At 73.4% G+C, this 25,251-nt stretch carries 21 protein-coding genes; 11 read left to right on the top strand and 10 right to left on the bottom strand.

The window, feature by feature from the left end; genetic code table 11:
* The first annotated feature begins 99 nt into the window (after positions 1 to 99).
* On the top strand, positions 100 to 1,518 hold the full coding sequence (locus tag JK359_RS31165) for a hypothetical protein (RefSeq protein ID WP_201842699.1): 1,419 nt from the start codon (positions 100 to 102) through the stop codon (positions 1,516 to 1,518).
* Between the two features lie 37 nt (positions 1,519 to 1,555).
* On the opposite strand, the gene JK359_RS31160 is transcribed toward JK359_RS31165, so the two are convergent.
* Positions 1,556 to 1,990 (bottom strand): VOC family protein, encoded by a 435-nt coding sequence (locus JK359_RS31160; protein ID WP_201842697.1) that lies wholly within the window; start codon positions 1,988 to 1,990, stop codon positions 1,556 to 1,558.
* Between the two features lie 410 nt (positions 1,991 to 2,400).
* On the opposite strand from JK359_RS31160, the gene JK359_RS31155 reads away from it, so the two are divergent.
* The 4 genes from JK359_RS31155 (at position 2,401) to JK359_RS31140 (ending at position 6,443) form a co-directional block, all read left to right on the top strand.
* Positions 2,401 to 3,228 carry an outer membrane protein assembly factor BamB family protein gene (locus JK359_RS31155; RefSeq protein WP_307788339.1) on the top strand — a complete coding sequence of 276 codons (828 nt, stop codon included), beginning with the start codon at positions 2,401 to 2,403 and terminating at the stop codon, positions 3,226 to 3,228.
* Positions 3,229 to 3,344: 116 nt separating this feature from the next.
* Entirely contained in the window at positions 3,345 to 4,943 is a 1,599-nt protein-coding gene (gene abc-f, locus JK359_RS31150) for a ribosomal protection-like ABC-F family protein (RefSeq protein ID WP_201842695.1), read from the top strand.
* A gap of 357 nt (positions 4,944 to 5,300) precedes the next feature.
* A complete protein-coding gene (locus tag JK359_RS31145; protein ID WP_004002281.1) occupies positions 5,301 to 5,522 on the top strand; it encodes a helix-turn-helix domain-containing protein in 222 nt (73 codons plus the stop codon).
* Positions 5,523 to 5,639: 117 nt separating this feature from the next.
* Positions 5,640 to 6,443 (top strand): enoyl-CoA hydratase/isomerase family protein, encoded by an 804-nt coding sequence (locus JK359_RS31140; RefSeq protein WP_201842693.1) that lies wholly within the window; start codon positions 5,640 to 5,642, stop codon positions 6,441 to 6,443.
* 212 nt (positions 6,444 to 6,655) lie between these two features.
* Here JK359_RS31140 and JK359_RS31135 read toward each other — a convergent pair whose 3' ends face one another.
* The 7 genes from JK359_RS31135 to JK359_RS31105 form a co-directional block, all read right to left on the bottom strand.
* Positions 6,656 to 7,411: an SDR family oxidoreductase gene (locus tag JK359_RS31135; protein WP_201842692.1), complete on the bottom strand. Its 756-nt coding sequence runs from the start codon at positions 7,409 to 7,411 to the stop codon at positions 6,656 to 6,658.
* A gap of 5 nt (positions 7,412 to 7,416) precedes the next feature.
* Positions 7,417 to 9,201, bottom strand: a complete 1,785-nt coding sequence (locus JK359_RS31130; protein WP_201842690.1) for a glycoside hydrolase family 15 protein — start codon at positions 9,199 to 9,201, stop codon at positions 7,417 to 7,419.
* Between the two features lie 171 nt (positions 9,202 to 9,372).
* Positions 9,373 to 10,209 (bottom strand): SURF1 family cytochrome oxidase biogenesis protein, encoded by an 837-nt coding sequence (locus JK359_RS31125; RefSeq protein WP_201842688.1) that lies wholly within the window; start codon positions 10,207 to 10,209, stop codon positions 9,373 to 9,375.
* Between the two features lie 16 nt (positions 10,210 to 10,225).
* The gene (locus JK359_RS31120; protein ID WP_201842686.1) at positions 10,226 to 10,459 is read right to left on the bottom strand and encodes a metallothionein; all 234 of its coding nucleotides are present in this window, start codon (positions 10,457 to 10,459) and stop codon (positions 10,226 to 10,228) included.
* Between the two features lie 169 nt (positions 10,460 to 10,628).
* The gene (locus tag JK359_RS31115) at positions 10,629 to 11,621 is read right to left on the bottom strand and encodes a DEDDh family exonuclease (RefSeq protein ID WP_201842684.1); all 993 of its coding nucleotides are present in this window, start codon (positions 11,619 to 11,621) and stop codon (positions 10,629 to 10,631) included.
* A gap of 225 nt (positions 11,622 to 11,846) precedes the next feature.
* Positions 11,847 to 14,453, bottom strand: coding sequence for an MXAN_6230/SCO0854 family RING domain-containing protein (locus tag JK359_RS31110; protein ID WP_201842682.1), 2,607 nt, complete (start codon positions 14,451 to 14,453; stop codon positions 11,847 to 11,849).
* A gap of 329 nt (positions 14,454 to 14,782) precedes the next feature.
* Positions 14,783 to 15,418, bottom strand: coding sequence for a TetR/AcrR family transcriptional regulator (locus JK359_RS31105; protein ID WP_201842680.1), 636 nt, complete (start codon positions 15,416 to 15,418; stop codon positions 14,783 to 14,785).
* Positions 15,419 to 15,520: 102 nt separating this feature from the next.
* Here JK359_RS31105 and JK359_RS31100 point away from each other — a divergent pair, with 102 nt between their 5' ends.
* The 6 genes from JK359_RS31100 to JK359_RS31075 all read left to right on the top strand — a co-directional run bounded on the left by JK359_RS31100 (position 15,521) and on the right by JK359_RS31075 (position 21,964).
* A complete protein-coding gene (locus tag JK359_RS31100) occupies positions 15,521 to 16,318 on the top strand; it encodes an acetoacetate decarboxylase family protein (RefSeq protein WP_201842934.1) in 798 nt (265 codons plus the stop codon).
* A gap of 82 nt (positions 16,319 to 16,400) precedes the next feature.
* Positions 16,401 to 17,285, top strand: a complete 885-nt coding sequence (locus JK359_RS31095) for an SDR family NAD(P)-dependent oxidoreductase (RefSeq protein WP_201842932.1) — start codon at positions 16,401 to 16,403, stop codon at positions 17,283 to 17,285.
* A gap of 13 nt (positions 17,286 to 17,298) precedes the next feature.
* Complete coding sequence (locus JK359_RS31090; RefSeq protein WP_201842678.1) at positions 17,299 to 18,609, top strand: amidohydrolase family protein; 1,311 nt, start codon at positions 17,299 to 17,301, stop codon at positions 18,607 to 18,609.
* Positions 18,606 to 19,832 carry an amidohydrolase family protein gene (locus JK359_RS31085; protein ID WP_201842677.1) on the top strand — a complete coding sequence of 409 codons (1,227 nt, stop codon included), beginning with the start codon at positions 18,606 to 18,608 and terminating at the stop codon, positions 19,830 to 19,832. Before JK359_RS31090 ends, JK359_RS31085 begins: the two co-directional genes overlap by 4 nt.
* Positions 19,833 to 19,972: 140 nt before the next feature.
* Positions 19,973 to 20,683 carry a VIT1/CCC1 transporter family protein gene (locus JK359_RS31080; RefSeq protein WP_201842675.1) on the top strand — a complete coding sequence of 237 codons (711 nt, stop codon included), beginning with the start codon at positions 19,973 to 19,975 and terminating at the stop codon, positions 20,681 to 20,683.
* 225 nt (positions 20,684 to 20,908) lie between these two features.
* Positions 20,909 to 21,964 carry a zinc-dependent alcohol dehydrogenase family protein gene (locus JK359_RS31075; protein ID WP_201842673.1) on the top strand — a complete coding sequence of 352 codons (1,056 nt, stop codon included), beginning with the start codon at positions 20,909 to 20,911 and terminating at the stop codon, positions 21,962 to 21,964.
* A 58-nt stretch (positions 21,965 to 22,022) separates the two neighbouring features.
* Here JK359_RS31075 and JK359_RS31070 read toward each other — a convergent pair whose 3' ends face one another.
* Together JK359_RS31070 and JK359_RS31065 are read right to left on the bottom strand one after the other, a co-directional pair.
* Positions 22,023 to 23,399, bottom strand: a complete 1,377-nt coding sequence (locus tag JK359_RS31070; RefSeq protein WP_201842671.1) for a CoA transferase — start codon at positions 23,397 to 23,399, stop codon at positions 22,023 to 22,025.
* Between the two features lie 63 nt (positions 23,400 to 23,462).
* Complete coding sequence (locus JK359_RS31065; RefSeq protein ID WP_201842669.1) at positions 23,463 to 24,989, bottom strand: S8 family peptidase; 1,527 nt, start codon at positions 24,987 to 24,989, stop codon at positions 23,463 to 23,465.
* Positions 24,990 to 25,251: the final 262 nt, after the last annotated feature.

The raw sequence follows: 25,251 nt of genomic DNA, 5'->3' as shown, positions 1-25,251 counted from the left end.
GTCTCTCCGGCCGTGCCGGAGCCCGTGCGTTGGCCACCTCCGTCGCCCGCCGTGACATTCCGTTTGGGATTTCGCACCGTCAACCGGAAGACTGCACCCGTGACGTCCCGTATCCCGCGCGACTCCAGGCTCCGACTCGTCCGACCGCGACCCCTGGCCGCCGCCCCCAGAGCTGTGAACCAGCGGCGCCCGCGCCGCCCCTCACCCCGGCCGCCGGAGGGCACGCCCGCCCCCGCCGAGCTGGCCGGAATGGCCCGCACCGGCCTGGCGGGCGCGGCCCGCGTCGCCCGCTGGGCCGACGCCGCCCTCGGCCCCGGCCGTGACGCCGCCACCGCCGACGGCAAGGCCACCCTCTCCGACGCCACCGCCGAACGCGCCGCCGCCGACCTCGGCCTGAGTGCCGCTCAGGTCCGCGCCGACTGGGACACCGCCCGCCTCGCCGGACTGGTCGAGGTGCACGGCGACAGCGCGCGCCCCGGCTGGCGTCTGCGTGCCTGGAACCGCGACGACAGCGCCGTCCTGCGCGGCTGGGTCGCCCTCTTCGACGCCTGGTCGCTCGCCTGCCCCGAGCCCGACGGTCACGAGCCGGCCGCCGTCGCCGAGGTCGTCTCGGCCATGCCCCAGGTGCTCTCCTTCCTCCAGCTGTCCGCCGGGCCCGTCCCGGTCGAGCAGCTCCTCGACCTGCTCCAGCAGCGGGTGACCGAACTGCGCACCGAACGCTGCGAGGTCTCCTACGAGCCCGGCACCGGCCGGCCCGCCGGATCTCCGGGCCCGGCGGACCCCGTACCGGCCGCCGACGCCCAGCTCGCGCCCCTGCTCGACTGGTCGTTGCGGGCCCTCGCCTCCGTCGGCGCCCTCACCTACGGCACCGGCCAGGCCACCCTCACCCCGCTCGGCAGCTGGGCGGTGTGGGTCAAGCTGGAGCAGATCTGCGTGGCCGCGCAGAGCCCGGCCGGCAACATCGAGCAGTCCGCCGAGGACATGCTCCGCGGCTGCGCCCAGCTCCGTCCCAACGCGGCCCGCGCCGAGTACCGCGCCTGGCTCGCCGCCCGCCCCGTCGGCAGCGCCGTCACCGAGCTGATCGGCGCCGCCCGCGGCGACGACGCCCTGCTGCGCGGCCTCGCCTTCGAGGCACTGCGGGTCGTCGGCGCCCCCGCCGAGCCCGACGTACGGGGCGTCCTGGACGAGCCGGCCCTGCGGCCGTACGCCCTGCTGTGGCTGGCCGAGCACGACGGTGTCGACCCGGAGGACGCCCACGAGGCCCTCACCCGCGAGGAGGCCACCTGGCTGTGGGTGGACACCGCCGCCGCCGTGGCCGACCACGGCGAGGCGCCGATGCTGGTCCGGCATCTGGAGGCCGCGGTGCAGCCCACCGTCCCCCAGCTGCTCGACGAGGTCCGCGCCGTCGGCCACCCGCGCACCGTGCAGGTCCTGGTCGCGCTCGCCGCCGCCCACCCCGACCCGGCTCTGGCCAAGGCCGTGCGCCGGGCCGCGTTCCAGGTGCACACCGGGGGATGACCGCCGCACACCGGGGGAGGGGCGGGGACCGGGTGGCTCAGACGCCGACCTCCGGGGCGTACGTACCGAAACTCCAGATGTTCCCCTCGGCGTCCCGGGCCATGTAGTCCCGCGAGCCGTAGTCCTGGTCCGTCGGGGGCATCAGGATCTCCACGCCGTGCTCCACGGCCCGCTGGTGGTGGGCGTCCACGTCGTCCACCACGACGTACACCCCGGCGGGCCCCCCGTCCTTCAGCGCCGCGTCGAAACGGCCGCCGCGGCCCTTGGAACCGATCATGACCGCGCCGTTGCCCTGGACCAGCTCGGCGTGCATCACCTTGCCGTCCTCCGTCTCGTACACCGACAGTTCGGTGAAGCCGAGGGCCTCCGTGAGCTGCCGGATCGCCGCCTTCGCGTCCGTGTACAGCAGCGAGGGGTAGATGCTGGGCCGTGCGCCGCCCGTGCCTGCCATGCCGATCACTCCTTCGTGCATCGGTCGTGCTTCGTACGTCGGTTCTGTCGTGCGTGGGCTGTGTTTCGTGCGTCGGTTCTGTCGTGCGTGGGCTGTGTTTCGCGCGTCGGTTCTGCCGTGCGTCGGTCGTGTTCCTTGCGGTGGGTGCCGCCGGCGTCGGCCGGGACGCGCGTCGGCGGTGCCGTACTCCGGTCGTGCCGTGCCCCCGAGTCTTGCAGGCACGACTGACAACGCCCCCCGGAACACGTCGTCCGGGCCCGGGCGCGCGCAGACTCCCCCGTCCCGTCCCGTCCCGTCCCGTCGCCCGCGCCGCCGGCCCGCCCCCCGAACGGGGGACTTCCGGCCCGCACCCGCCGAGCCACCTCGCCGCTCCCGCCGGCGGTGACTACGCTCGGCGCCTGATCCGGGACGGTGGACGCAAAGGGGGCGAGGTGGCAGTTCCACCCCACGGGACCCGCCCACGGCACACCGCCCCGCAGCACGGCCCGGCCACCCCTCGTCCCCTGCTCCCTTCCGCCCGCCGCTCCCTCCTGGCGCCCGCCCGCCGTCTCCTCCGCCTGCCCGCCCGCCGTCTCTCCCTCCTGCCCGCGCGCTGTCGCCCTCTCGCCGCCGCCGGCCGTGCGGTCGCCGGTCTGCTCGTGGCCGCCCTCGCCGTCGGCCTGCTCGGTGTGGCGCATCACATGCGGCCCGTCCCCTACGGCGACCGGCTCCTGCACGGGGGACACGGCGGGGCCTGGTCGCCGCGCGCGCGGGGCGCCGTCGTGGTCGGCTACGACGCCCGGACCGGAGCGCCGCGTTGGCGGTACGCGCGCGCGGGCCACCGGCCGGTTGCCGTGCTGCCCGTGCGCGGGGAGGTGATCGCGCTGTGGGACGACGGACTGCTGACCGGCACCGACGGGCGCAGGGTGCACTGGCACCGGGCCCTGCCCGACGCCGCGGAGTGGCTCCCCGCCCACGGCGGCACCAGCGTGCTGCGCGACCTGGGCCGCGGCATCGTCGCGGTCGTCAGCCCGCACCGCGTCACCGCGTACCGCACCGCCGACGGCGACCTGCGCTGGATGCTGCACGCCCGGCAGGGCTGCACGTTCCGGCCCGAGGGCGCCGTACGGCGGGGCGCGGCCCTGCTCCTCGCCCAGCCGTGCGCGCACGACGCCTGGACCGGACAGCTCGTGGCCCTGGACGACCTGGGCCGGATCACCCCCGACCGCACCCCGCTCGGCAACGATCTCCCGCCGTTCGGTCCGAACGCACGGACGTAGAAAAACCGCTTGCCCGGCCCCGTTAGAATTGCCTCCATGGCCATTCTCCTCGCGCATTAGACGGCGGGAACGTCCTCAGCCGCCCACCGCCCACCCCATCGCCCTGGAGTCTGTCCGTGATCTCCGCCTCCGGTATCGAGCTGCGCGCCGGTGCGCGCGTCCTCATCGAGAACGCCACCTTCCGTGTCGCCAAGGGCGACCGCATCGGTCTCGTCGGCCGCAACGGAGCCGGCAAGACCACCCTCACCAAGTGCCTGGCCGGTGAGGGCATGCCGGCCGGCGGCCAGATCACCCGCTCCGGCGAGGTCGGCTACCTCCCGCAGGACCCCCGCACCGGCGACCTGGACGTCCTCGCCCGTGATCGCATCCTGTCCGCGCGCGGCCTCGACGTACTGATCCGCAAGATGCGCGAGAACGAGGAGCGCATCGCCAACGGCAAGGGCTCCACCCGCGAGAAGGCCCTGAAGCAGTACGAGCGCCAGGAGACGGAGTTCCTCACCAAGGGCGGGTACGCCGCCGAGGCCGAGGCCGCCACCATCGCAGCGGCCCTGAACCTGCCCGACCGGGTGCTCGGCCAGCCGTTGCACACCCTCTCCGGTGGTCAGCGTCGCCGTATCGAGCTGGCCCGCATCCTGTTCTCGGACGCGGACACGCTGCTCCTCGACGAGCCGACCAACCACCTCGACGCGGACTCGATCATCTGGCTGCGGGACTACCTGAAGACCTACCGCGGCGGCTTCATCGTGATCTCCCACGACGTCGACCTGGTCGAGACGGTCGTGAACAAGGTGTTCTACCTGGACGCCAACCGCTCCCAGATCGACGTCTACAACATGGGCTGGAAGCTCTACCAGCAGCAGCGCGAGGCGGACGAGAAGCGCCGCAAGCGGGAGCGCGCCAACGCCGAGAAGAAGGCCGCCGCCCTGCACTCGCAGGCCGACAAGATGCGCGCCAAGGCCACCAAGACGGTCGCCGCGCAGAACATGGCCCGCCGCGCCGACAAGCTGCTCTCCGGCCTCGAGGCGGTCCGTCAGTCCGACAAGGTCGCCAAGCTCCGCTTCCCGGAGCCGGCGCCCTGCGGCAAGACCCCGCTGATGGCCGAGGGCCTGTCGAAGTCGTACGGCTCGCTGGAGATCTTCACCGACGTCGACCTGGCGATCGACAAGGGTTCCCGGGTCGTCATCCTCGGCCTCAACGGCGCCGGCAAGACGACCCTGCTGCGCCTGCTCGGCGGGGTGGAGAAGCCGGACACCGGTGAGGTCGTCCCCGGTCACGGCCTCAAGCTCGGCTACTACGCCCAGGAGCACGAGACCCTGGACCCCGACCGCACGGTCCTGGAGAACATGCGCTCGGCCGCGCCCGACATGGACCTGGTCGAGGTCCGCAAGGTGCTCGGCTCGTTCCTGTTCTCCGGCGACGACGTCGACAAGCCCGCCGGTGTCCTCTCCGGCGGCGAGAAGACCCGTCTGGCCCTCGCGACCCTGGTCGTCTCCTCCGCGAACGTGCTGCTCCTGGACGAGCCGACCAACAACCTGGACCCGGCCAGCCGTGAGGAGATCCTCGGCGCGCTGCGCACCTACAAGGGCGCGGTCGTCCTCGTCACCCACGACGAGGGCGCCGTCGAGGCACTCCAGCCGGAGCGGATCATCCTGCTGCCGGACGGCGTCGAGGACCTGTGGGGTTCCGACTACGCGGATCTCGTCGCCCTGGCCTGAGCGAAGTCCGATCGGAAGGCCGACCCACGGCTGATCCACTGCGTATGGATCATTCGGCCGATCCGTGATCCATCATCTGTGTGAGATCTCCTCGTATCGAGGTGTGTCCTACACGGATTTTCCGGCCGATCCCGCAGCAGCCAAGGGATCGGCCGCCGTGCGTCCCTGACCTGGCACTTCGTGAATCCACCCGTTCGGCCCCATGGGCACCACCCCATGGAATCCCGCATTCCGCTTGTGGGGATCGACTCCTGTCGTCACAACGATGTCTCACGGACCTTGCCGAATGGGTGGCCATCACGCCCAAGAGGGGTGATCATGAGGAGACCAGAGCGCACTTCCCATGAGGAGGCACGGGTGGCCGAGACTCTGAAGAAGGGCAGCCGGGTGACCGGCGCCGCGCGCGACAAGCTCGCGGCAGACCTGAAGAAGAAGTACGACTCCGGTGCGAGCATCCGGGCGCTGGCCGAAGAGACCGGCCGCTCGTATGGCTTCGTGCACCGGATGCTCAGCGAGTCGGGCGTCACGCTCCGTGGGCGTGGCGGAGCGACCAGGGGCAAGAAGGCCGCATCGTCCTGACGCCGGGCGGCCCATCGGCTTCGGTGGTGGCCACCCGGTCGGCAAGCTGACCGGCCGGGTGGTTACTGTGCAGTCACTTAGCTCTGCTCTGCTGACCGCACCCATCGGAGGCGCCTCATGGCTACGCCCGACCAGGACCTCGCTCCTGCACTCGACAAGGACGGCGTACGGCTCACCGTCGACGACGCGATCGCCACGGTGACGCTGACCAACCCGGCCAAGCGCAACGCACAGAGCCCCGCCATGTGGCGGGCGCTCGCCGAGGCCGGGCAGCTGCTGCCGGGCTCCGTCCGCGTCGTCGTGCTGCACGGCGAGGGCAAGTCCTTCTCCGCCGGGCTGGACCGTCAGATGTTCACCCCGGAGGGGATCCCGGGCGAGCCGAGCTTCATCGAACTCGCGCGTCGTGACGACGCCGGGCTCGACGCGACCATCGCCGAATTCCAGGAGGCCTTCACCTGGTGGCGGCGGAACGACATCGTGTCCATCGCCGCCGTTCAGGGGCATGCGATCGGTGCCGGCTTCCAGCTGGCGCTCGGCTGCGACCTGCGGGTCGTCGCCGACGACGTGCAGTTCGCCATGCGCGAGACCAGCCTCGGTCTCGTCCCCGACCTGACCGGCACGCATCCGCTGGTCGGCCTCGTCGGGTACGCCCGCGCGCTCGAGATCTGCGCCACCGGCCGGTTCGTCGGGGCCGCGGAGGCCGTGGCGAGCGGGCTGGCCAACCTCGCGGTGCCCGCCGAGGAACTGGACGGGGCCGTGCGGGACTTGGCGGCCGCGCTGCTCGCCGCGCCGCGGGACGCAGTGGTGGAGACCAAGGCGCTGCTCCGCGGCGCGGTCGACCGTACGTACGACGAGCAGCGTGCGGCGGAGCGTGCCGCGCAGGCCCGGCGACTGCGGGACCTGGCCGGTCTCGGCGAATAGCTCTCCCGGGCCTGGGCGGGCTCGGCGGGGACCGCTTCCGGGCCTGGATGTGCTCGGCGAAGAGCGCTTCCGGGCCTGGATGGGCTTGCCGGACAGGTCGCCCGGACCTGGCAGGGCTCGGGCGCACAGTCGCCCGGGACGGGGCTCGGGCGGAAAGAGCCACGTGAGACGGAGGGGCGGGGCAACCGCCCGGCCCTCCCCTCGCCGCGCGCCTAGAACCCGTGCCGCATGCCGCCGTCGACCGGCACCATGATGCCGGTCAGGTAGGACGCCGCCGGGGACAGCAGGAATGCCGCGACCTTCCCGAACTCCTCCGGTGCGCCGTAGCGCCGCAGGGGGATCCGGGACTCGTTCGCGGCCCGGGTGGCCTCGGGATCGGCGGACAACGCGTCCAGCTCGCGCACGCGGTCCGTGTCGATCCGCGCCGGCAGCAGGCCCACCACGCGGATCCCGCGCGGCCCCAGCTCGTCGGCGATCGACTTGGCGAACCCGGCCAGCCCGGGCCGCAGCCCGTTGGACACGGTCAGCCCCGGGATCGGCTCGTGCACCGAACCGGACAGCACGAACCCGATGACCCCGCCCGGTTCCAGCTCGGCCGCCGCCGCGCGAGCGAGCCGCACCGCGCCGAGGAACACCGACTCGAACGCGTCGCGCCACTGCTCGTCCGTGTTGTCGGCGACGAACCCCGGCGGCGGCCCGCCCACGCTCACCAGCACCCCGTCGAAGCCGCCGAAGTGCTCACGGGCGGCGGCGATCAGCCGTCCGGGAGCCTCCGCGTCGGCGTTGTCCACGGCCACCCCCACCGCGTCCGGGCCCAGCCCGGCGGCGGCGTCGGCGACCCGCTTCTCGTCCCGCCCGGTGATGACGACCTTCGCCCCGTCGGCGACCAGTTCCCGCGCGGCTGCGTTGCCGAGTCCGCGGGTGGCTCCGGTGACGACGTACACCCGGTCCTTCAGTCCAAGATCCATGGTCCCTATCCTGCCTCCTGGTCCCCGTACAAGGTGAGGGCGGTGTTGACCAGACCGATGTGGCTGAAGGCCTGGGGGTAGTTGCCCAACTGGCGGCCGTCCACCGGGTCGTACTCCTCGGACAGCAGGCCCACGTCGTTGCACAGGCCCGCCAGCCGGTCGAACAGCTCCCGCGCCTCCTTCGTGCGGCCCGTCATGTGCAGCGCGTCGGCCAGCCAGAACGAGCAGGCCAGGAAGGCGCCCTCGCCGCTCGGCAGTCCGTCGATCACCGAGTCCTCGGTGTCGTAGCGGCGCAGGAAGCCACCGTGCCCGAGGTCGTCACGGATCGCGTCGACCGTGCCGACCACCCGTGGGTCGTCCGGTGGCAGGAACCCGACCCGGGGGATGAGCAGCAGCGCCGCGTCGAGTTCGCGGGAACCGTAGTACTGGGTGAAGGTGTTGCGCTCCGGGTCGAAGCCCTTCTCGCACACCTCCCGGTGCACCTCGTCCCGCAGCGTGCGCCAGCCCTCCAGGTCGCCGCGCAGCTCCTCGTGTTCCTCCAGGGTCCGTACGGCCCGGTCGGCGGCCACCCAGACCATCACCTTGGAGTACACGAACTGGCGCCGGCCGCCGCGCACCTCCCACAGGCCTTCGTCCGGCTGGCGCCACGCCGACTTCAGGAACTCCATCATCGAACGCTGCATGGCCCACATGTGCGGACGCGTGGGCAGGCCCGAGGCGCGGGCCAGTGACAGCGAGTCCATCACCTCGCCGTACACGTCCAGCTGCAGCTGGTCGACCGCGCCGTTGCCGATGCGCACGGGGGAGGAGCCGGCGAAACCGGGCAGCCAGGGCAGTTCGGTCTCCGGCAGCCGGCGCTCACCCGCGACGCCGTACATGATCTGCAGGTCGGCCGGGTCGCCGGCGACCGCCCGCAGCAGCCAGTTCCGCCAGGCCTCAGCCTCCTCGTGGAAGCCGGCGGTGAGCAGGGCCCCGAGGGTGAGGGTGGAGTCGCGCAGCCAGCAGTACCGGTAGTCCCAGTTGCGCACGCCGCCCGCCTTCTCGGGCAGTGAGGTGGTCGCCGCGGCGACGATCCCCCCGGTCGGGGCGTAGGTGAGGGCCTTGAGGGTGATGAGGGACCTGACGACCTCGTCGCGGTACGGCCCGTCGTAGCGGCACTGGCGCGCCCAGCGCCGCCAGTCGGTGACGCTGCTCTCCAGCGCCTCGTACGGGTCGATGAGCGGGGGGCGTTTCTCGTGCGAGGGGTGCCAGGTCAGCACGAACGCGACCCGCTCGCCCTCGGTGACGGTGAACTCCGAGTGGGTGGCGTAGTCCTCGCCCCAGGTGTGCACGGCCGGTTCGCTGCGCAGCCAGGCGGAGTCCGGGCCGGCGACGGCCACCCGGTGGTCGTCCGAGCGGCGCATCCACGGCACGATCGAGCCGTAGTCGAAGCGGAGGCGCAGCGTGCTGTGGACGGGGACCCGGCCGCTGACGCCCTCCACGATCCGCACGAGGTCGGGGGCGTGCTCGCGCTGCGGCATCAGGTCGGTGACGCGTACCGTGCCTTCGGCGGTCTCCCATTCCGTGTCCAGAACCAGGGTGTCGGGCCGGTAGGCGCGGCGGGTGCAGGTGCTCGCTCCCGCCGGCGCGATCCGCCAGTAGCCGTGGTCCTCGCCGCCCACGAGCCGGGCGAAGCAGGCGCCGGAGTCGAACCGGGGCAGGCACAGCCAGTCGATCGAGCCGTCCTTCCCGACCAGGGCCGCGGTCTGCTGGTCCCCGATCAGGGCGTAATCCTCGATGCGCGCGTTCACGTGTTCCGGCTTCCCGGCGGACCAGGGGGCCAATCAGGTGGTGCGCCGGGGGAGTGACGTGCCCAGCGGCGACCGCCGGGCGTGCCGGGAAGCGCGCGGGAGGACGGCCGGTTGGCGGGAATGAGTGGCGCTGGGGCGGTACCGGTTCGCGGGGCCGCAGGCTGCGGGCGTTCAGACCGCGGCCGGTTCGTTCTCCTCCGGCTGCTGCTGCTGCTCCGCCGCGGCCTCCTCGCGGTCGCGGATCTCCCGCCGGACCAGGAACCACCAGCCGACCGGGACGGCCGCGGCGAACAGCCACCACTGGATCATGTACGCGTAGTTCAGCGGGGCGTCCTCGCTGCCCGGGTCGGAGATCTGCTCCGGGGAGCCGCCCTTCGGTTCGGGCGCCGTCTGCTGGATGTAGCCGCCGAGCACCTGCGCGCCGAGCCGCCGCGCCTCCTCCCCGCTGTTGATCAGCATGATCTGCCGGTCGGGCAGGCCCTCGACGTTCTTGATGCCGCTCGCGGCGGTCGTCTCGTCGGCCATCAGCCGCCCGGTGACCGTGGTCCGGCCGGCCGGCGGCGCGGGGACCTTCGGGAAGGCGGTCTGGATGCCGTTCGCGGGGATCCAGCCCCGGTTGACGAGCAGCACCTTGCCGTCGGTGAGGACGAACGGGGTGAGCACGTGGAAGCCGACCTCGCCGTCGGCGCTGGTCCGGCGGCGGACCACGACTTCCCTGGCGGTGTCGAAGGTGCCGGTCGCGGTGACCGTGCGGTACTTCTCGGTACGGGTCACACCGTGCCCGGGGGAGGTGAGCCGCTCGACCGGGACCGGCTCGGCGTGCAGCGCGGCGGAGACCAGGTCGTTGCGGGCGGTGCGCTCCTCGTACCGGTGCTGCTGCCAGAAGCCCAGCCTGATCATCGTCGGGATCAGCGCGATCGCCACGAGGGTGAGAATCACCCACTGGCGGGACAGCAGAAAGCGGTAGCGGTGCACCCCACGACGGTACCCCTGGGCCGTGGGGTGCATTCAGGCGGGTACCGGGTCACACCCGGTCGACGATGCCGGCCCTGCCCTCCTCACGGGCGCAGTGCGCGCCGCAGTACCAGTGGCCCTCCACCTCCACGCCCTGGCCGATGATCTGCACCCGGCAGTGCTCGCAGATCGGGGCCATGCGGTGGATCGCACAGGAGAAGCAGTCGAAGACGTGCACCGCGCCCTGCGCGTGCACCTCGAAGGACATTCCGTAGTCATTGCCGCAAACTTCGCATGTCGCCATGCGCCACAGGGTGAGCCGTCGCCGATCCCCGGGCGAGCGGGGGCCGGGTGAGTCGTGTGGCAATCACCCATTCGTACGATCGGCCGACGGGCGGCCCGTCACCGGTCGACGGGCGGCCCGCCGTCGCTCGGCCGGCGGCTGAGGTCGGCTCAGGTCGGCTCAGGTCGGCTCAGTCGTCGGCCGGCTCGACGTCCCTGAGCAACTGTCCGAACGCGGCCTCGTCGACGATCGGCGTGCCGAACTGCCGGGCCTTGACCGTCTTCGAGGTGCCCGAGTCCGGGTCGTTGGTCACCAGCAGGCTGGTCAGCCGGGAGATGCTGGTGGCCACGTGCAACCCGGCCTCGACGGCGCGGTCCTCCAGCAGCTCGCGCTCGGTCGACGTGTCACCGGAGAAGGCCACCCGCATGCCCTGCTTGAGGGGTTTGCCGTCCTCGTAGCGACCTGGGTTGGGATAGGGGCATGCGGGCCTTTTGCGGGAGGGGCGCCAGCTGCCGGCCCGGTAGCCGCCGTAACCGCCCTGGCCGCCCGAGGCCTGCCGGGGCACCGGCCGGTCCGACCACTCCGTCAGCGGCCGGCACTCCAGCAGCGGCAGCCGTACGCCGCTCTCCGCCGCGGCCCTGAGGCTGGGCCGGAACGCCTCCGCCAGCACGCGGGCGTCGTCCAGCGCGTGGTGCGCCCGCTGCTGTACGACGCCGAAGTGCGCCGCCAGCGACTCCAGCTTGTGGTTGGGCAGCGGCAGCCCCAGCTCCTTCGACAGCGCGATGGTGCACAGCCGCTGCCGCACCGGCGCCTCGCTCTGCACGCGCGCGTACTCACGTGCGATCATCTGCCAGTCGAACACGGCGTTGTGCGCCACGAGCACCCGGCCGTCGAGGCGGGCGGCGAACTCCGCGGCGATGTCGCCGAACAGGGGCGCGCCGTGGAGCATCTCGCTCGTGAGACCGTGTATCCACACGGGGCCCGGATCGCGCTCCGGGTCGACCAGCGTGTACCAGTGGTCCTCGACCTCGCCGCGCTCGTCCAGCCGGTAGACGGCGGCCGAGATGATCCGGTCGTCCCGGGCCAGGCCGGTGGTCTCCACGTCAACGACCGCGTATCCCTTCGGATACGCGGCCGGCCACTGGGTGGGGGAGGACACTGCGGTCGCACGGTCTTCGAGCATGGTCATTGAGGATACGGGCCACGACCGACAGCGCCGTCCCTCAGGTGCCGGGCACGCGCCCCGGAGCCGCCACCCTGCTCGGACGTCGCACACGCGCACGCCCGTGAACGCGAGCGCCCCGGCGTCCGGTTGGGCCGCCCGCCGTGGCGTCGGCCCAGACCGTTCAGGGCCCGGCCGCCGTGGCGTCGGCCGAGTGCCGCCACCGGCTTCCCGCCCGCCGTGGCGTCAGCCGAGCGCCGCCACCAGATCCCCGGCCGCCAGCGCGGTGAGGCCGCAGCCGTCGGCCGGGCCGGGCAGCAGCCGGTACACCGCGCCCGTCGCGTTCTCCGGAGCCACCCCGCCGTGCACCAGCGCCAGCAACACGTGCTTCTTCACCGCCGCTTCACCCGCCCGCGCGTCGGCGTCCGCCGCGTCCCGCGCGGCCTCCCGCCGGTCCGGTTCCCCGAGGGTCCGTATCCGGGCGGCGAACGCGGTGTGCGCCTCCCCGTCCCGGCGCCGGTAGTGCCACAGCTCGTCCCCGCTGAGCGGAGCGGACGCACGCCGGACGACCAGCGCCTCGTCGCTCCGCGCGGCCGCGTGCCACACCGCGAGGTCCCACAGCGTCGTACGGCCGTGGGCGAAGTACTGGAACAGGTCCTCGGCGATCCGGCCCAGGGCGGCCCGGTGCCGGTCCACGTCGTGGTGTCCGTCGTCCGACGGCAGGTGCAGATCCGTCCACAGGAACGTGCGGCGGCGCAGGTCGACCAGCATCGGCACGTGGATGCGCGAGTCACCCTCCAGGTCGTAGCGCTGGCGCACCGCACGCGGGTGGTACCCGGCGCCGCGCGCCTCCTCGGCCGTCGACGGCAGCGCCATGAAGCCGGCGAAGGCGTCGAGCAGCTCCTCGAACGGGATGTTGTTGAAGCTGAAGACCACGGGGACGGCGTACCGCACGTTCCGCTCGCCGAGCGCGGTCAGGTCCAGGTCGACGTACTCGGTGGCGCCGTCCGGTGCCGGAGCCGAGGTCAGATCGCCGGAGTGGACGGCCGACCGGTCGCCGTACACGAGGTTCGTGTAGTCGCACAGCCCGGCGAACTCCCAGTCCTCGTCGTACAGCGCGACCGACAGGTCCAGGTCCACGCGGACCTTCAGCGGCTCCGTCCAGTGCAGGAAGAGCCTGAGCACCTCGCCCTCGGGTAGTGGCTGGGTGCTGCCGCGCGGCACCGCCACCAGGGCCTTGGCGGCGGCGCGCTCGACGGACGGCACCGCGAGCCCGGCGAGCGCCGAGTCGAGCACGGCGAGGTCGAACCGGGGCGAGCCGGCCAGCCGGCGCAGCGCCTCGGCCTCCAGCAACGCGCACACGCGCGTGGTGACCGCCGCGGCGAGCGGCACGCGCGTGTCGTCCGTCGTGAACGAGCGGGTGACCTGTCCGCGCGGGAAGAACACCCGGCGCCCGCCCGGCAGATGACGGACCCGCATCCTGCCCAGTGCGGCCAGCAGCGGACCGGGACCGGCCTTCGGCAGGGTGCGCCGCAACGCCTCGGCGAACTCCTCCGGCAGTACGCCGAGTTCCTGCAGCCGCAGCACATGGTCGAGCCGGCGCAGCAGCTCACCCGGACGCTGCCCGAGGAGGGCCAGCGCGGCGCCGGCGTCCCGCTCGGCCAGCGCCTGCTCCACGCGGGCGCCCCAGGTGGCGGCCCTGATCCGGTCGCCCGCGACCCGTACGGCCTCCGGATGGGCCGCCGCCGTCCGCAGCAGGGCCTCGGCCAGGGCGCTGCCGGGCACGAGCGGCGTGCCGCGCAGCACGGCGACGGCGAGCGCGGCCCGCGGGTGGCGGGCGTGGTGCTCGAACGGGTGCAGGGTCTCGGCGGCCCGCTTCCACACCGTGGGGTGCCGCAGGACGTCTTCCACCAGCGAGGGCACCGCGAAGGAGTCGAGCAGTCCGAGCAGCCGCCCGCGCAGGGCCCGGGGCAGCGAGCGCAGCCGCGGCGGCGCCATGAGGTCGGCCGCGCCGCCGGACCACACGCACAGCAGCCGCAGTACGTCCGTCGCCGTCGTGAGGTGGGTGTCGAGCAGCTCGCCGGCCGCCACGCGCGTGCGCCGGTCGCGCAGCAGGGTGCCGAGCACCAGCGCCTTCGTCTCGCGGACCGGGACGTCCGCCGGGAACCAGCCGAGGTCCGCGGGCGCGTGCGCCAGGAGCACCAGCAGGTCGGCACGGTCCTGCGCGGGCAGCGGAGTGCGCCGGGCCAGCAGTGTGCGCAGGACCAGGACCGTGTCCGCGCGGACGTCCGTACCGAGTGCGAGCAGCTTCAGCGGACCGGCCGCCACGTCCCGCGGCCGGCGCGGCTCGCCCGGTACCAGGAACGGGTCGTCGGGATCGATCCGGCGACGGCAGATCGGGCAGCCGGTGTAGTCCGCCCCGTCCCAGCAGGTGCGGCACACCAGATGTGCGCACGGTGCCACCGGGTGCACGCCGCCGACGGTGCCGCACAGCACGCAGGGCTGGGCCGGCCACTGGAGCAGCAGGGCGAAGACCCGGTCGACGTACAGTCCGAACGTGTCGTCGGGCACGGAGACGGGGAAGTTGCGGAACAGCGGCATGTGGGTGCGGTCGGCGCCCAGTTCGGAGTCCAGCTGCCGGACCAGCTGCCGGCCCGCGGCGGCGAGCCCGGCCGGGCCGAGCCAGGCGAGCGTCGCGCGCAGCTGTGCCGTCGGTGCGAAGCCCCGGTCGAGCAGCTCGCCCTCCAGGGCGACGAGTCCCTCCGCCGTCGACGGATCGCCCGGGCGTGGTCCGGCCTGGTCGACGTAGACGGTACGGAGACGGCGGAGCAGCACGGACGTCAGTGCGGACAAGCGGAATCCCCCGGTAGCGGAAAAGTGGTGAGGCGGGGGCGGAGAGTGGGCGCGCTGTGGATTCCTAGGGTTGGGAAGAGAAGGAAGCACGCCGGCGGAGCCGCCCCCGCGAAAGGAACGGTAGGAGGACGCCGGTTCGGACGCCACCGGTTTTCCGCGCCGCCCCGCCCCCGGCCCCGCACGGTGCGTCAGCCCCCGCCCCCGCCCCCGCCCCCGCCTCCCCGCCGTCGGCGGCGAGTGCGGCGCGGGTGCCCGTGTGGCGGTCACGCGGTGCCCGTGCGGCGGTCACGTGGTGCCCCTACGGCCGGGATGCGGTGCCCGTACGGCCGTCACCCCGTCAGCAGCGACCGCACCAGCGCCCGTACGGCTGTCACGAACAGTCGTTCCGTGTCCACCGGACGGGCCAGCGCGCGGGCGAGGGCGGCATCGTCCCCGGCGATTCCGGCGCTCTCCCCTCGCCACAGCTCCTCCTCGCCCGGGTCCTGCACCGGTGCCCGCTCGCGGTGGCGCTCCACCAGCACATGTCCGACCACCTGGAACTGCACGGCCCGGACGAACTCGGCGGCCCGGGCGCCGCGCAGCCCCGCCGCATGCGCCTCGCGCACCAGGACCTGCTGGGCGGGCAGGAACATCCGCTCGGTCAGGCCCCGTTCGTGCACGAGGGCCACCAGATGCGGATGGTCACGCAGCTGGCGCCGCAGGGCGCGCGCCACGGACACCACGCGCTGCTCCGGTGTGCGCCCGCCCGGGCGGATCTCGCCGAGGTCGGCGACGGTCCGCTCCACGAGCGCGTCGAGCAGTGCCTCGCGGCCCCCGACGTGCCAGTAGATCGAGGTCACCGCGGTGCCCAGCTCGGCGGCGAGCTTGCGCATGGTCAGCGCGTCCGGGCCGTGCTGCCGCACCAGCCCGGCGGCGGCCTCCAGGACCGCATCCCGACTCAACGCACTTCTCGACCCGCTCGGCATGGTTCCCCCAACTCCCCGTCGGTGCACGCGTATTTACCCGACAGGCGAACTGCTGTAACCCTGTTACAGATGACGGTCCGTCAGGAGAAGGGCGGTACGGACATGGCACGCGTACGGTACGGCGCACGGACCGGGCAGGAGATCGCCGCCACGCGCACCGCGAGCGCACGGCTCCCCGCCGTCTGGTCCACCGGCGTGATGGCCGTCTGGGAGACCGACCCGGACGCGGTCGCGGCGGTCCTGCCACCCCCGCTCAAGCCCGCCGCACGACCCCTGGTACGGGTGAACATCAGCAAGGTCGAGCTGCCCGGGTACCCGCTCGGCGCGGGCTCCGTCGCGGTCTCCGCCGCCCACGGCGAGGTCGACGGCTGGTACCCGCTGGTGATGCCCATGACCCACGAGCGCGCCCTCACCGGCGGCCGTGAGGTCTTCGGGGAGCCCAAGAAGCTCGGCGAGGTCACCGTCGAGCGCGACGGCCTCGTCGTCCGGGCGTCGCTGGCCCGGCACGGCATTGCCTTCGTGGAGGTGCGCGGGGCGGTGAGCGGCGACCTGCCCCTGCCGGAGCCGTCCCGCAAGACCGACTTCTACTTCAAGTTCCTGCCGGCGGTGGACGGTTCCGGCTTCGACACCGACCCCGTGCTGGTGCACTGCGTACGGCACGAGAAGGTGCGCCGGCTGGAACGGGTCGGCGGCGACGTCGTCCTGCGTGAGTCGATGTACGACCCCGTCGCCGACCTCCCGGTACGGCGGCTCCTGGAGATCACCGTCGGCGAGAAGACCAGCGACCAGCGCGGCCGGGTCGTGGAACGCGTCGACCCGCAGGCCCTGCTCCCGTACCTCCACCAGCGCTACGACGACCCCCTCCAGGTCCTCGACGCGCCGCCCGGGGGAAGCGCGTGATGCCGGCCCCGCCCGGGGCACGGCCCCCGGACCACCGGCCGGAGGCCAGGCCGGCCCCGACGAACCGAGGAGTGGAGTGACCGTGGAACTGCGGGCGGGACAGGTCGCCGTCGTCACCGGGGCGGCGAGCGGGATCGGGCTCGCGATGGCCCGGCGGTTCGCGGCCGGGGGACTGAAGGTCGTCCTCGCCGACGTCGAGGAGACGGCGCTGGACAAGGCCGCGGCGGACCTGCGCGCGGAGGGCGCCGACGTGCACGCGCGGGTGGTCGACGTCGGCGTGCGCGAACAGGTCCTCGAGCTGGCCGAGGCGACGTACGACACCTACGGCGCCGTGCACGTGCTGTGCAACAACGCGGGCGTCGGTTCCGGCGCCGAGGGCCGCATGTGGGAACACGACCCGAACGACTGGAAGTGGGCCTTCGCCGTCAACGTGTGGGGCGTCTTCCACGGCATCCAGGCGTTCGTGCCCAGGATGATCGAGTCGGGTCAACCCGGCCATGTGGTCAACACATCCTCCGCCGACGGCGGTGTCGCCCCGCTGCCGACCGCCTCCGTGTACGCCGTCACCAAGGCGGCCGTCGTCACCATGACCGAGTCCCTGTACGCCCACCTCAGGGCGGAGCACGCGCGCGTGGGCGCCTCGGTGCTCTTCCCCGGCCCGCACATGCTGCGCACCGGCCTGTGGGAGTCGCACCGCAACCGCCCCGCCCGCTACGCCAAGCAGCGGCCCCGCAGGACGCCGTACCGCAGCCTCGACCAGTGGGAGGCGGCGATGCGCGAGGCGGGCCAGGAGGTCCGCTTCACACCCGTCGAGGAGGTCGCCGAGCTGGTGGCGGAGGGCATCCGCGCCGACCGCTTCTGGCTGCTGCCGGCGAGCGAGGCCGGTGACGACCGGATCCGCGCGCGGGCCGGCTCGATGCTGGACCGCGCGAACCCGACGTACCTCGAAAGCTTCATACTCGACTGACCGGGAGGCTGACGTGGCCGGCCAGGACCCCTACCTGATCATCTCCTCCGACTGCCATGCCGGACTGCCCACCGAGCAGTACCGGCCCTACCTGGAGTCCCGCTTCCACCGGGACTTCGACGAGTTCCTCGCGGGCCGCGACCGGCGCCGCGAGGAGATGACCCGGCTCGGCGTCCGCAACGAGGCGTTCGCCGACCGGTGGTTCCGCGACAACGAGGAGGGCCTGCGCGGCGGCTGGGACCCCGCGCAGCGGCTGAAGGAACTGGACGGCGACGGGGTGGCCGCCGAGGTCGTCTTCCCGGACGCCGACGCCGTGGACAGCCGGACCGCCGCGCCCTTCGGCGTGGGGCTCGGCCTCTCCGGCGACCAGGACCCGGAACTCGGCATGGCCGGCGCGCGGGCGCACAACCGCTGGCTGGCGGAGTTCGTGTCCGAGCACCCCGAACGCCACTGCGGGGTCGCCCTGCTGCCCGTCACGGCACCCGTCGACCGGGTCGTCGCCGAGATCCACCGGGCGAAGGACTCCGGCCTCGGCGCCCTGATGATCCCGGCGATGTGGGCCGGCAAGGAGCCGTACCACGACCGCCGCTACGACCCCGTGTGGGCGGCCGCGGCCGAGTGCGCGATGCCCGTGCTCACCCACTCCGGCGCCGCCCCGCGCCACGAGTACGGCGACCACCTCGGCATCTACGTCTCCGAGGTCACCTGGTGGCCGGCCCGGCCGCTGTGGTTCCTGCTCTGGTCCGGCGTCTTCGAACGCCACCCCGGACTGCGCTTCGGCATCGCCGAGTCGGGCTGCTGGTGGCTGCCGAACCTGCTGTGGTTCATGGACCGCCTGTACCTCGGCGCGCACGGCGGCAAGAAGCTCTCCCCGTTCGCCGAACTGACCCGCCCGCCGCACGCGTACCTGGACCGGCAGGTGTTCGTCTGCGCCACCAACACCAAGCGGCGCGAACTCGCCCAGCGCTACGAGATCGGGGTCGACAACATCCTCTGGGGCAGCGACTTCCCGCACCCCGAGGGCACCTGGCCCGACACGCGCGCGTGGCTGCGCCGCACCTTCCACGACATCCCCGTCACCGAGACCCGCCGCATGCTGGGTCTCGCCGCGGCCGAGGTCTTCGGCTTCGACACCGGCAGGCTCGCACCGCTCGCCCGCCGTATCGGCCCCACCCCCGCCGACCTCGGCCAGCCGGCCGGCCAGCCGGCCGTGGAAGCCGCCTGGGCGCGCTCCCGCGAGATCGGCCGGCACTGGCTGACGGAGAACGACTTCCCGCTCCTCGGACCCGACCGCGACTTCCCCCTCCCGGAGGTGAACCGGTGACGGACCGCTACACCGTGATCTCGGCCGACTGCCACGCCGGCGCCGACCTGCTCGACTACCGGCCGTACCTGGAGAAGCGCTACCACGACGACTTCGACGCCTGGGCCGCCACCTACGTCAACCCCTACGAGGACCTGCTCGCCGACTCCGCCGACCGCAACTGGAACTCCGAGCGGCGCCTCGCGGAGATGGAGGCGGACGGCATCGTCGCCGAGGTGATCTTCCCGAACACCATCCCGCCGTTCTTCCCGTCCGGCTCCCTCATGGCCCCGCCGCCCGGTGCCGAGGACTTCCAGCGGCGCTGGGCCGGCCTGCGTGCCCACAACCGCTGGCTCGCGGACTTCTGCGCCGCCGCCCCAGGACGCCGGGCGGGCGTCTTCCAGATCCTGCTGGGCGACGTCCAGGAGGCCGTCAAGGAGATCCGCCGGGCCGCCGCCGCGGGCCTCAAGGGCGGCCTGATGCTGCCCGGGACCCCACCCGGCTCGGGCCTGCCCGAGCTGTACTCACGGACCTACGACCCGATCTGGGCCGCCTGCGCCGAACTCGGCCTGCCCGTCAACCACCACGCCGGCTCCGCGTCCCCGCCGCTCGGCGAGGAACCCGCCGCCCGCGCGGTCTTCATGGTCGAGACGACCTGGTTCTCCCACCGCGCCCTGTGGCACCTGGTCTTCGGCGGCGCCTTCCGCCGCCACCCCGGCCTGAGACTCGTCCTGACCGAACAGGGCTCCGGCTGGATCCCCGGGGTCCTCGACATGCTGGACTACTACCACGGCCGGCTGGTCACCGCGGCCGCGCAGCAGGACACCGCCGAGGCCAAGTTCGGCGCCGGGCTCGCCGAGGGCATGGGCGAGGCACCCTCCCGGGTGTGGCGGGACAACTGCTACGTCGGCGCCAGCTTCATGCGCCCCCACGAGGTTCCGCTGCGTGACCGCATCGGCATCGACAAGATCATGTGGGGCAGCGACTACCCGCACGACGAGGGCACCCACCCCTACACCCGCGAGGCCCTCCGCTTCGCCTGCGCGGGAGTCCCGCGCGCGGAACTGGCAGCCATGCTCGGCGGCAACGCGGCCCGCGTCTACGGCTTCGACCTCGGCCTCCTCGACCCCATCGCGGCGAAGGTGGGCCCCACGGTGGAGGAAGTCGCCGAACCCCTGGAGGAACCCCCGGCCGACGCGACGAGCCCGGTGTTCGCACGGGGGGCGTCGGTGCGGGTGTGGTGAGACCGCGCACCTGAACCCGGACCGGCCGGACCACCCTCCCCGGCGCTGCTCGCGCGGGACCGAGGAGCCGCACGCGCCCGCACGACGGCGCTGACGAGTCGGACCACCCCTGTGAGCGAAAGGGATGCCATATTCCGGGTGTGACCGAACCCACCCACGACGAGGCCCACGGGGGCGCGCTCGGCTCGCGGCTGAACTGGCTGCGGGCAGCCGTGCTGGGCGCGAACGACGGCATCGTCTCCACCGCGGGACTGGTCGTCGGCGTGGCCGGCGCGACCCAGAGCCGCTCCGCGCTGCTCACCGCCGGACTGGCCGGCCTGCTCGCCGGGTCGATGTCCATGGCGGCCGGCGAGTACGTCTCCGTCTCCACCCAGCGCGACTCCGAGATGGCCGCGCTGGCCGTGGAGAGACGGGAGCTGCGCGAGCAGCCGGAGGCCGAACTGCTGGAGCTGACCGAGCTGCTGGCGGAACGCGGCCTGTCCCGCGAGGTGGCCCGGGAGGCCGCCGAACAGCTCACCGCGCGGGACGCGCTCAGGGCCCACGCGCGCGTGGAACTGGGCATCGACCCGGACGAGCTGACCAACCCGTGGAACGCGGCCTGGGCGAGCTTCCTGTCCTTCACGGTGGGCGCCCTGCTGCCCCTGCTGGCCATCGTGCTGCCCCCGGCCGGCTGGCGGCTCCCGGTCACCGTCGCATCGGTGCTGGGCGCGCTCGTGCTCACCGGCTGGAGCAGCGCGCGGCTCGGCGCGGCCGCTCCGCGGCGCGCGGTGGTGCGTAATGTCGCGGGCGGCGCACTCGCGATGGGCGTCACCTACGCCGCGGGCACTCTGCTGGGGGCGACAGGGGTGTGAACCGGCCGCCAGGCCGTCCCCCGCCGGTCCGGGCACCCTCGCCGCCGAGCCGTCCCCCGCCGGTCCGGGTGCCCTCGGTATCGAGCCGTCCCCTGCCGGTCCGGGCGCCCTCGCCGCCGGTCCGGGCGCCCTCGACGCGCGGCCCGCGTCGGCCGCGACGTACCTTGAAGTGCGCTCGCCACCCCTGAGCGCCCGGTACGACCCCGCACGAGAAGGACCTTCGCCATGCGCGCCACCACCATCCACGCCCCTTACGACATGCGGGTGGAGGATGTGCCCGAGCCCGTGGTGCAGCTGCCCACCGACGCCGTGGTGCGCGTGCTGCGCGCCTGCATCTGCGGCAGCGACCTGTGGGCCTACCGCGGCGAGGCCGCCCGGGAGGCGGGGCAGCGCATCGGTCACGAGTTCCTCGGTGTCGTGGAGGAGACCGGCTCCGAGGTGGGCACCGTCAGGCGCGGGGACCTGGTGGTCGCGCCCTTCATGTGGTCCGACGGTGTCTGCGACTACTGCCGCGAGGGCCTGACCACGTCCTGCGAGCACGGCGGCTTCTGGGGCTCCGTCGGCCACGACGGCGGCCAGGGCGAGGCCGTCCGCGTGCCGTTCGCCGACGGCACCCTCGTCCAGCTGCCCAAGGAGGCCGCTTCCGACGACCACCTGCTGTCCGCCCTGCTGACCCTCTCCGACGTCCTCGGCACCGGCCACCACGCGGCCCTCGGTGCGGGAGCCCGGCCCGGCGCCACGGTCGCGGTCGTCGGTGACGGCGCCGTCGGCCTGTGCGCCGTCCTGGCCGCCAAGCGTCTGGGCGCCGAGCGGATCATCGCGCTGGGCCGGCACACGGTGCGGACCGACATCGCACGCCGGTTCGGCGCCACCGACGTCGTCGCCGAGCGCGGGGAAGCGGCCGTCGAGGCCGTCCGCGAGCTGACCCGCGGCCAGGGCGCCCACTCCGTCGTGGAGGCGGTCGGCACCGAGCAGTCCATGCGCACGGCCGTCGCCATCACCCGCGACGGAGGCGCCATCGGTTTCGTGGGCGTCCCCCACGGCAGCGGCACCGGCCTGGACCTCGGCGTCATGTTCGACCGGAACATCGCCCTGCGCGGCGGTGTCGCCCCGGTCCGCGCCTACATCCCGGAGCTGCTGCCCGACGTCCTCGACGGCACGATCGACCCCTCGCCGGTGTTCGACATGACGGTCGACATCGAGGGCGTACCGGCCGGCTACAAGGCGATGGACGAGCGCACGGCGCTCAAGGTGCTGGTGACCAACGGCGGCAGAGGCTGAGGCAAAGGCTGCGGCAAGAGCTGGGGCGGGGGCCGGGGCGGGGGCCGACTCAAGGCCGTCACCGCCACGCGGCCGGGTCCGACCCCCACGGCACCGGCGGGCGGGCCCACGCCGTGGGGCCGCCCGTGAAGGACACGGGCGGCCGGGCGTGCCGCAGCCGCCCGAACCCGCTGTCCGTCTCGGTCAGCCAGGCGTCCGGCCCCGGGTACGGCGCACTTCCGGCCGGTTCCGCGCGGACGCCCGTCGTCAGCCAGTGCGCGGTCCGGGCCAGCGCCAGCCGGAGCAGCCGGCTTCCGCCCTCGTACGACTGCTCGGTCAGCGCCCGCAGCACGGCCGCCGCCAGCAGGTAGCCGGTGCCGTGGTCCAGGGCCTGCGCGGGCAGCGCGCCGGGCTGCTCGGCCGAGCCCTCGGTGACCGCGATGCCGGTCGCCACCTGGACCACGCTGTCGAAGCCGCGCCGCCCACCCCACGGCCCGTACGCGCCCCACGCCGACACCTGCGCCACGACCAGACCGGGGCGCCGCTTCGCCAGGGCCCGCGGGGAGAGCCCGAACCGGTCCAGCGCACCGGGCCGGTACCCGGTGACCACCACGTCGGCCGTGCTCAGCAGCTCCTCGAAGGTGTCCCGGCCGCCGGCCAGGTCGAGCGTGGCGGACCGTTTGCCGAAGCCCGTGTCGGCGTGCTGGTCCCCGAGTTCCGGCAGCCCGGGGGAGTCCACGCGCAGCACGTCGGCGCCCAGCAGGGCCAGGGTGCGGGTGGCGACCGGGCCGGCCAGGACCCGGGTCAGGTCCAGCACGCGCAGCCTGGCGGCGGGCAGCAGGGGAGCGGCAGCGCGGGCCGGCGGGGGCAGCACGCGCGCGGGGGCCGTGTCCAGTCGCTCGTGCTCCACCAGCGGCCGTGCGGTCACCTCGGCGGCCTGCGGATGCGCCCGCCACTCCGCCGGGGTGCGCAGGGCAACGGCGAGGCCGCCGGCGCCGTACACCGCCTCCTCGACCTCCACGGCAGGTCGCTCGGCGAGCCGGCCGGCGACCTCCGTCACCGAGGCCTCCGGCGGCAGACCGAGCGCGCCGAGCAACCGGGCCCGGTGGTGGGGGTAGTTGGCGTGGGTGCGCACCCAGCCGTCCGCCGTGCGCCAGAACCGGGACAGCGGCGCGAAGGTCACCGGGGCCCGCCCGTCGACCCGCACCAGCCGCTCGCTGTGGAAGGCGGCGGCCACGGCACCGTCGTCCACCGTGACCTGCGGTACCGCGGAGAGGCCGGCCCGCCGCGCCCCCAGCTCGGCGCCGGCCAGCGCGCAGGCTCCGACACACGCGCGTGCCAGCTCCCGCACCGGCAGCCGTGCGCCGAGCGCGCCAGGGCGTGGGACGGCCGAGACACGCGGCAGGAGAGCGGGGTCCCCGCCCACCGCCCGCCACGCTTCATTGATCGCAGTCATGACTTCACTATGCAGTATTGATTCAATCAACACTGCATAGTGAAGCGTCGACTGCCGCTTGTACTATTCGACCGCGCGCAACGCGTTGACGACGCCGAAGCCGTAGAAGCCGTTCACCCGCTTGCCGCCGACGCAGGTCGCGTCCACGACCCCGTCGCCGTCACCGTCGTACGGCCCGCTCGGGCAGCCGGGGTTGTCCGCCTGCGCCTTCAGCAACGCCCGCAGCTGAGCCGGAGTGGCGTGCCGGTGGGACGACTTGAGCAGCGCGGCCACCGCGGCGACGTGCGGGGAGGCCATCGAGGTGCCCTGCAGGAAGCCGTACTGGTTGTTCGGCAGCGTGGACAGGATGCGGCCGTTCTTCGACGGCGTGTCCGGGATCTGGTACTTGTCGCCGCCCGGCCCGGCCACGTCGACCACGCCCTGGCCGTAGCTGGAGTAGTACGACTTAGAGCCCTTCACGCCCACCGCGCTCACGGTCACGACACCGGGCAGCTGGGTCGGTATGTCGAAGCACTTGTGCGGGTCGACCGTGCGCGTGTGGGCGGTCGAGTCGTCGGGGCTGGAGTCGTCCACGAGGGCGTCCGAGTCCAGGTCGTCGTTGGAGTTGCCCGCCGAGGCGACATTGAGCGTGCCCTTGCGCTGGGCGTACAGCTGGGCCCTGTTGACCGCGTCAACGATGGCACGTTGATCGGGGTCGTCCATGCAGTTGTAGAGCCAGGGGTCGACGTAGTAGCTGTTGTTGGTGATCTCGACACCGTGGTCGGCGGCGAAGACGAACGCGCAGACCACGCTCTCCGGGTAGAACAGCTGGGTGGAGTCGGGCTGGGCCACCGTGATGCTCGAGACCTTCACCCCCGGTGCCACGCCCGCCACGCCGGTACCGTTGCGGGCCGCGGCTATCTCGCCCGCCACATGCGTGCCGTGGTAGTGGTCGGCATCCGCCGGCCGCCATGCGCCGTACGTCGTGTCCGCCTTGCCGCTCACACAGTTCGCCGACTGGGACGCGGAGAAGTTCGGGGCGATGTCGGGGTGGGTGTCGTCCACGCCCGTGTCGATCACACCGACGGTGACGCTCCGGCTGCCCGGATCGATCGTCGCGGCCTTGTCGGCGCCGATCGCCCGCAGGTCCCACTGGTCGGCCTCGAGGGGTTCCTCGCCCGCCGCCGCACCCCGGGCGACCTTCGCGGCCTCCGCCCTGGACAGAACCTGTACCGCGCCCTCGTCCGTCGTCCCCGCCGTGCTGAGCGGCGCGGTGCGGGTGGCGCCCGCCGAGTCGACGCCGCGGACCGCGCGCATCCGCGCGCCGAACTCCGGGTTCGCGGAGTGGACGACGATCACGCCGATCCGGTCGTAACGGGCCACGACCGTGCCGCCGTTGCGTGCGATCTCGCGCTGTACGTACGCGATCGTGCGGTGATCCGCACGGGTGTTGACCACGTAGGCGAGATTCGGGCCGTCCGCCGCCCGTACCGCCGGGCCGGTGGCGGGCGACGCCGAGACCGGCGACGACAGGAAGCCGAGCGAGGCGGTCAGCGACAGCACGACCGGTACGGCCAGCGCGAGCCGGCGTCTGGAGCGCAGATGAGCCATGGGATCTCCACATCATCCGGATGCGAAACCGCCCGGGACACAGGTGGTGCTCGGGCAGGTACATGACGAGTGGTGCAGGCCGAAGCTATCTTCCGCGCCCGATCTCCGAAAGGGTCCGGCGCACTTGCCCCGAAAGAAGCCGGCTCCCGCCCCGAAACCGCGCGACCGACTTGAACCGCCCCGCGCGTGGCGCCGTGACCGTGGTCAGGGGGCCCAGCAGGATCGGGGCGCCCCGGAATCACACACGGGAGTCACCTTCTGA

It is taken from the genome of Streptomyces actinomycinicus (genome assembly GCF_016741775.1).
GTDB lineage: Bacteria > Actinomycetota > Actinomycetes > Streptomycetales > Streptomycetaceae > Streptomyces > Streptomyces actinomycinicus.
The sequence above is the reverse complement of the archived record's forward strand: the minus strand, read 5'-3'. Positions and strand labels throughout refer to the sequence as shown.

Excerpts from the sequence above, each read along its gene's own strand:
- JK359_RS31160 (WP_201842697.1), bottom strand. The coding sequence starts at position 1,990 with ATGCACGAAGGAGTGATCGGCATGGCAGGCACGGGCGGCGCACGGCCC.
- JK359_RS31140 (WP_201842693.1), top strand. The coding sequence starts at position 5,640 with ATGGCTACGCCCGACCAGGACCTCGCTCCTGCACTCGACAAGGACGGC.
- JK359_RS31135 (WP_201842692.1), bottom strand. The coding sequence starts at position 7,411 with ATGGATCTTGGACTGAAGGACCGGGTGTACGTCGTCACCGGAGCCACC.
- JK359_RS31125 (WP_201842688.1), bottom strand. The coding sequence starts at position 10,209 with ATGCACCCCACGGCCCAGGGGTACCGTCGTGGGGTGCACCGCTACCGC.
- JK359_RS31120 (WP_201842686.1), bottom strand. The coding sequence starts at position 10,459 with ATGGCGACATGCGAAGTTTGCGGCAATGACTACGGAATGTCCTTCGAG.
- JK359_RS31115 (WP_201842684.1), bottom strand. The coding sequence starts at position 11,621 with ATGCTCGAAGACCGTGCGACCGCAGTGTCCTCCCCCACCCAGTGGCCG.
- JK359_RS31105 (WP_201842680.1), bottom strand. The coding sequence starts at position 15,418 with ATGCCGAGCGGGTCGAGAAGTGCGTTGAGTCGGGATGCGGTCCTGGAG.
- JK359_RS31100 (WP_201842934.1), top strand. The coding sequence starts at position 15,521 with ATGGCACGCGTACGGTACGGCGCACGGACCGGGCAGGAGATCGCCGCC.
- JK359_RS31075 (WP_201842673.1), top strand. The coding sequence starts at position 20,909 with ATGCGCGCCACCACCATCCACGCCCCTTACGACATGCGGGTGGAGGAT.
- JK359_RS31070 (WP_201842671.1), bottom strand. The coding sequence starts at position 23,399 with ATGACTGCGATCAATGAAGCGTGGCGGGCGGTGGGCGGGGACCCCGCT.
- JK359_RS31065 (WP_201842669.1), bottom strand. The coding sequence starts at position 24,989 with ATGGCTCATCTGCGCTCCAGACGCCGGCTCGCGCTGGCCGTACCGGTC.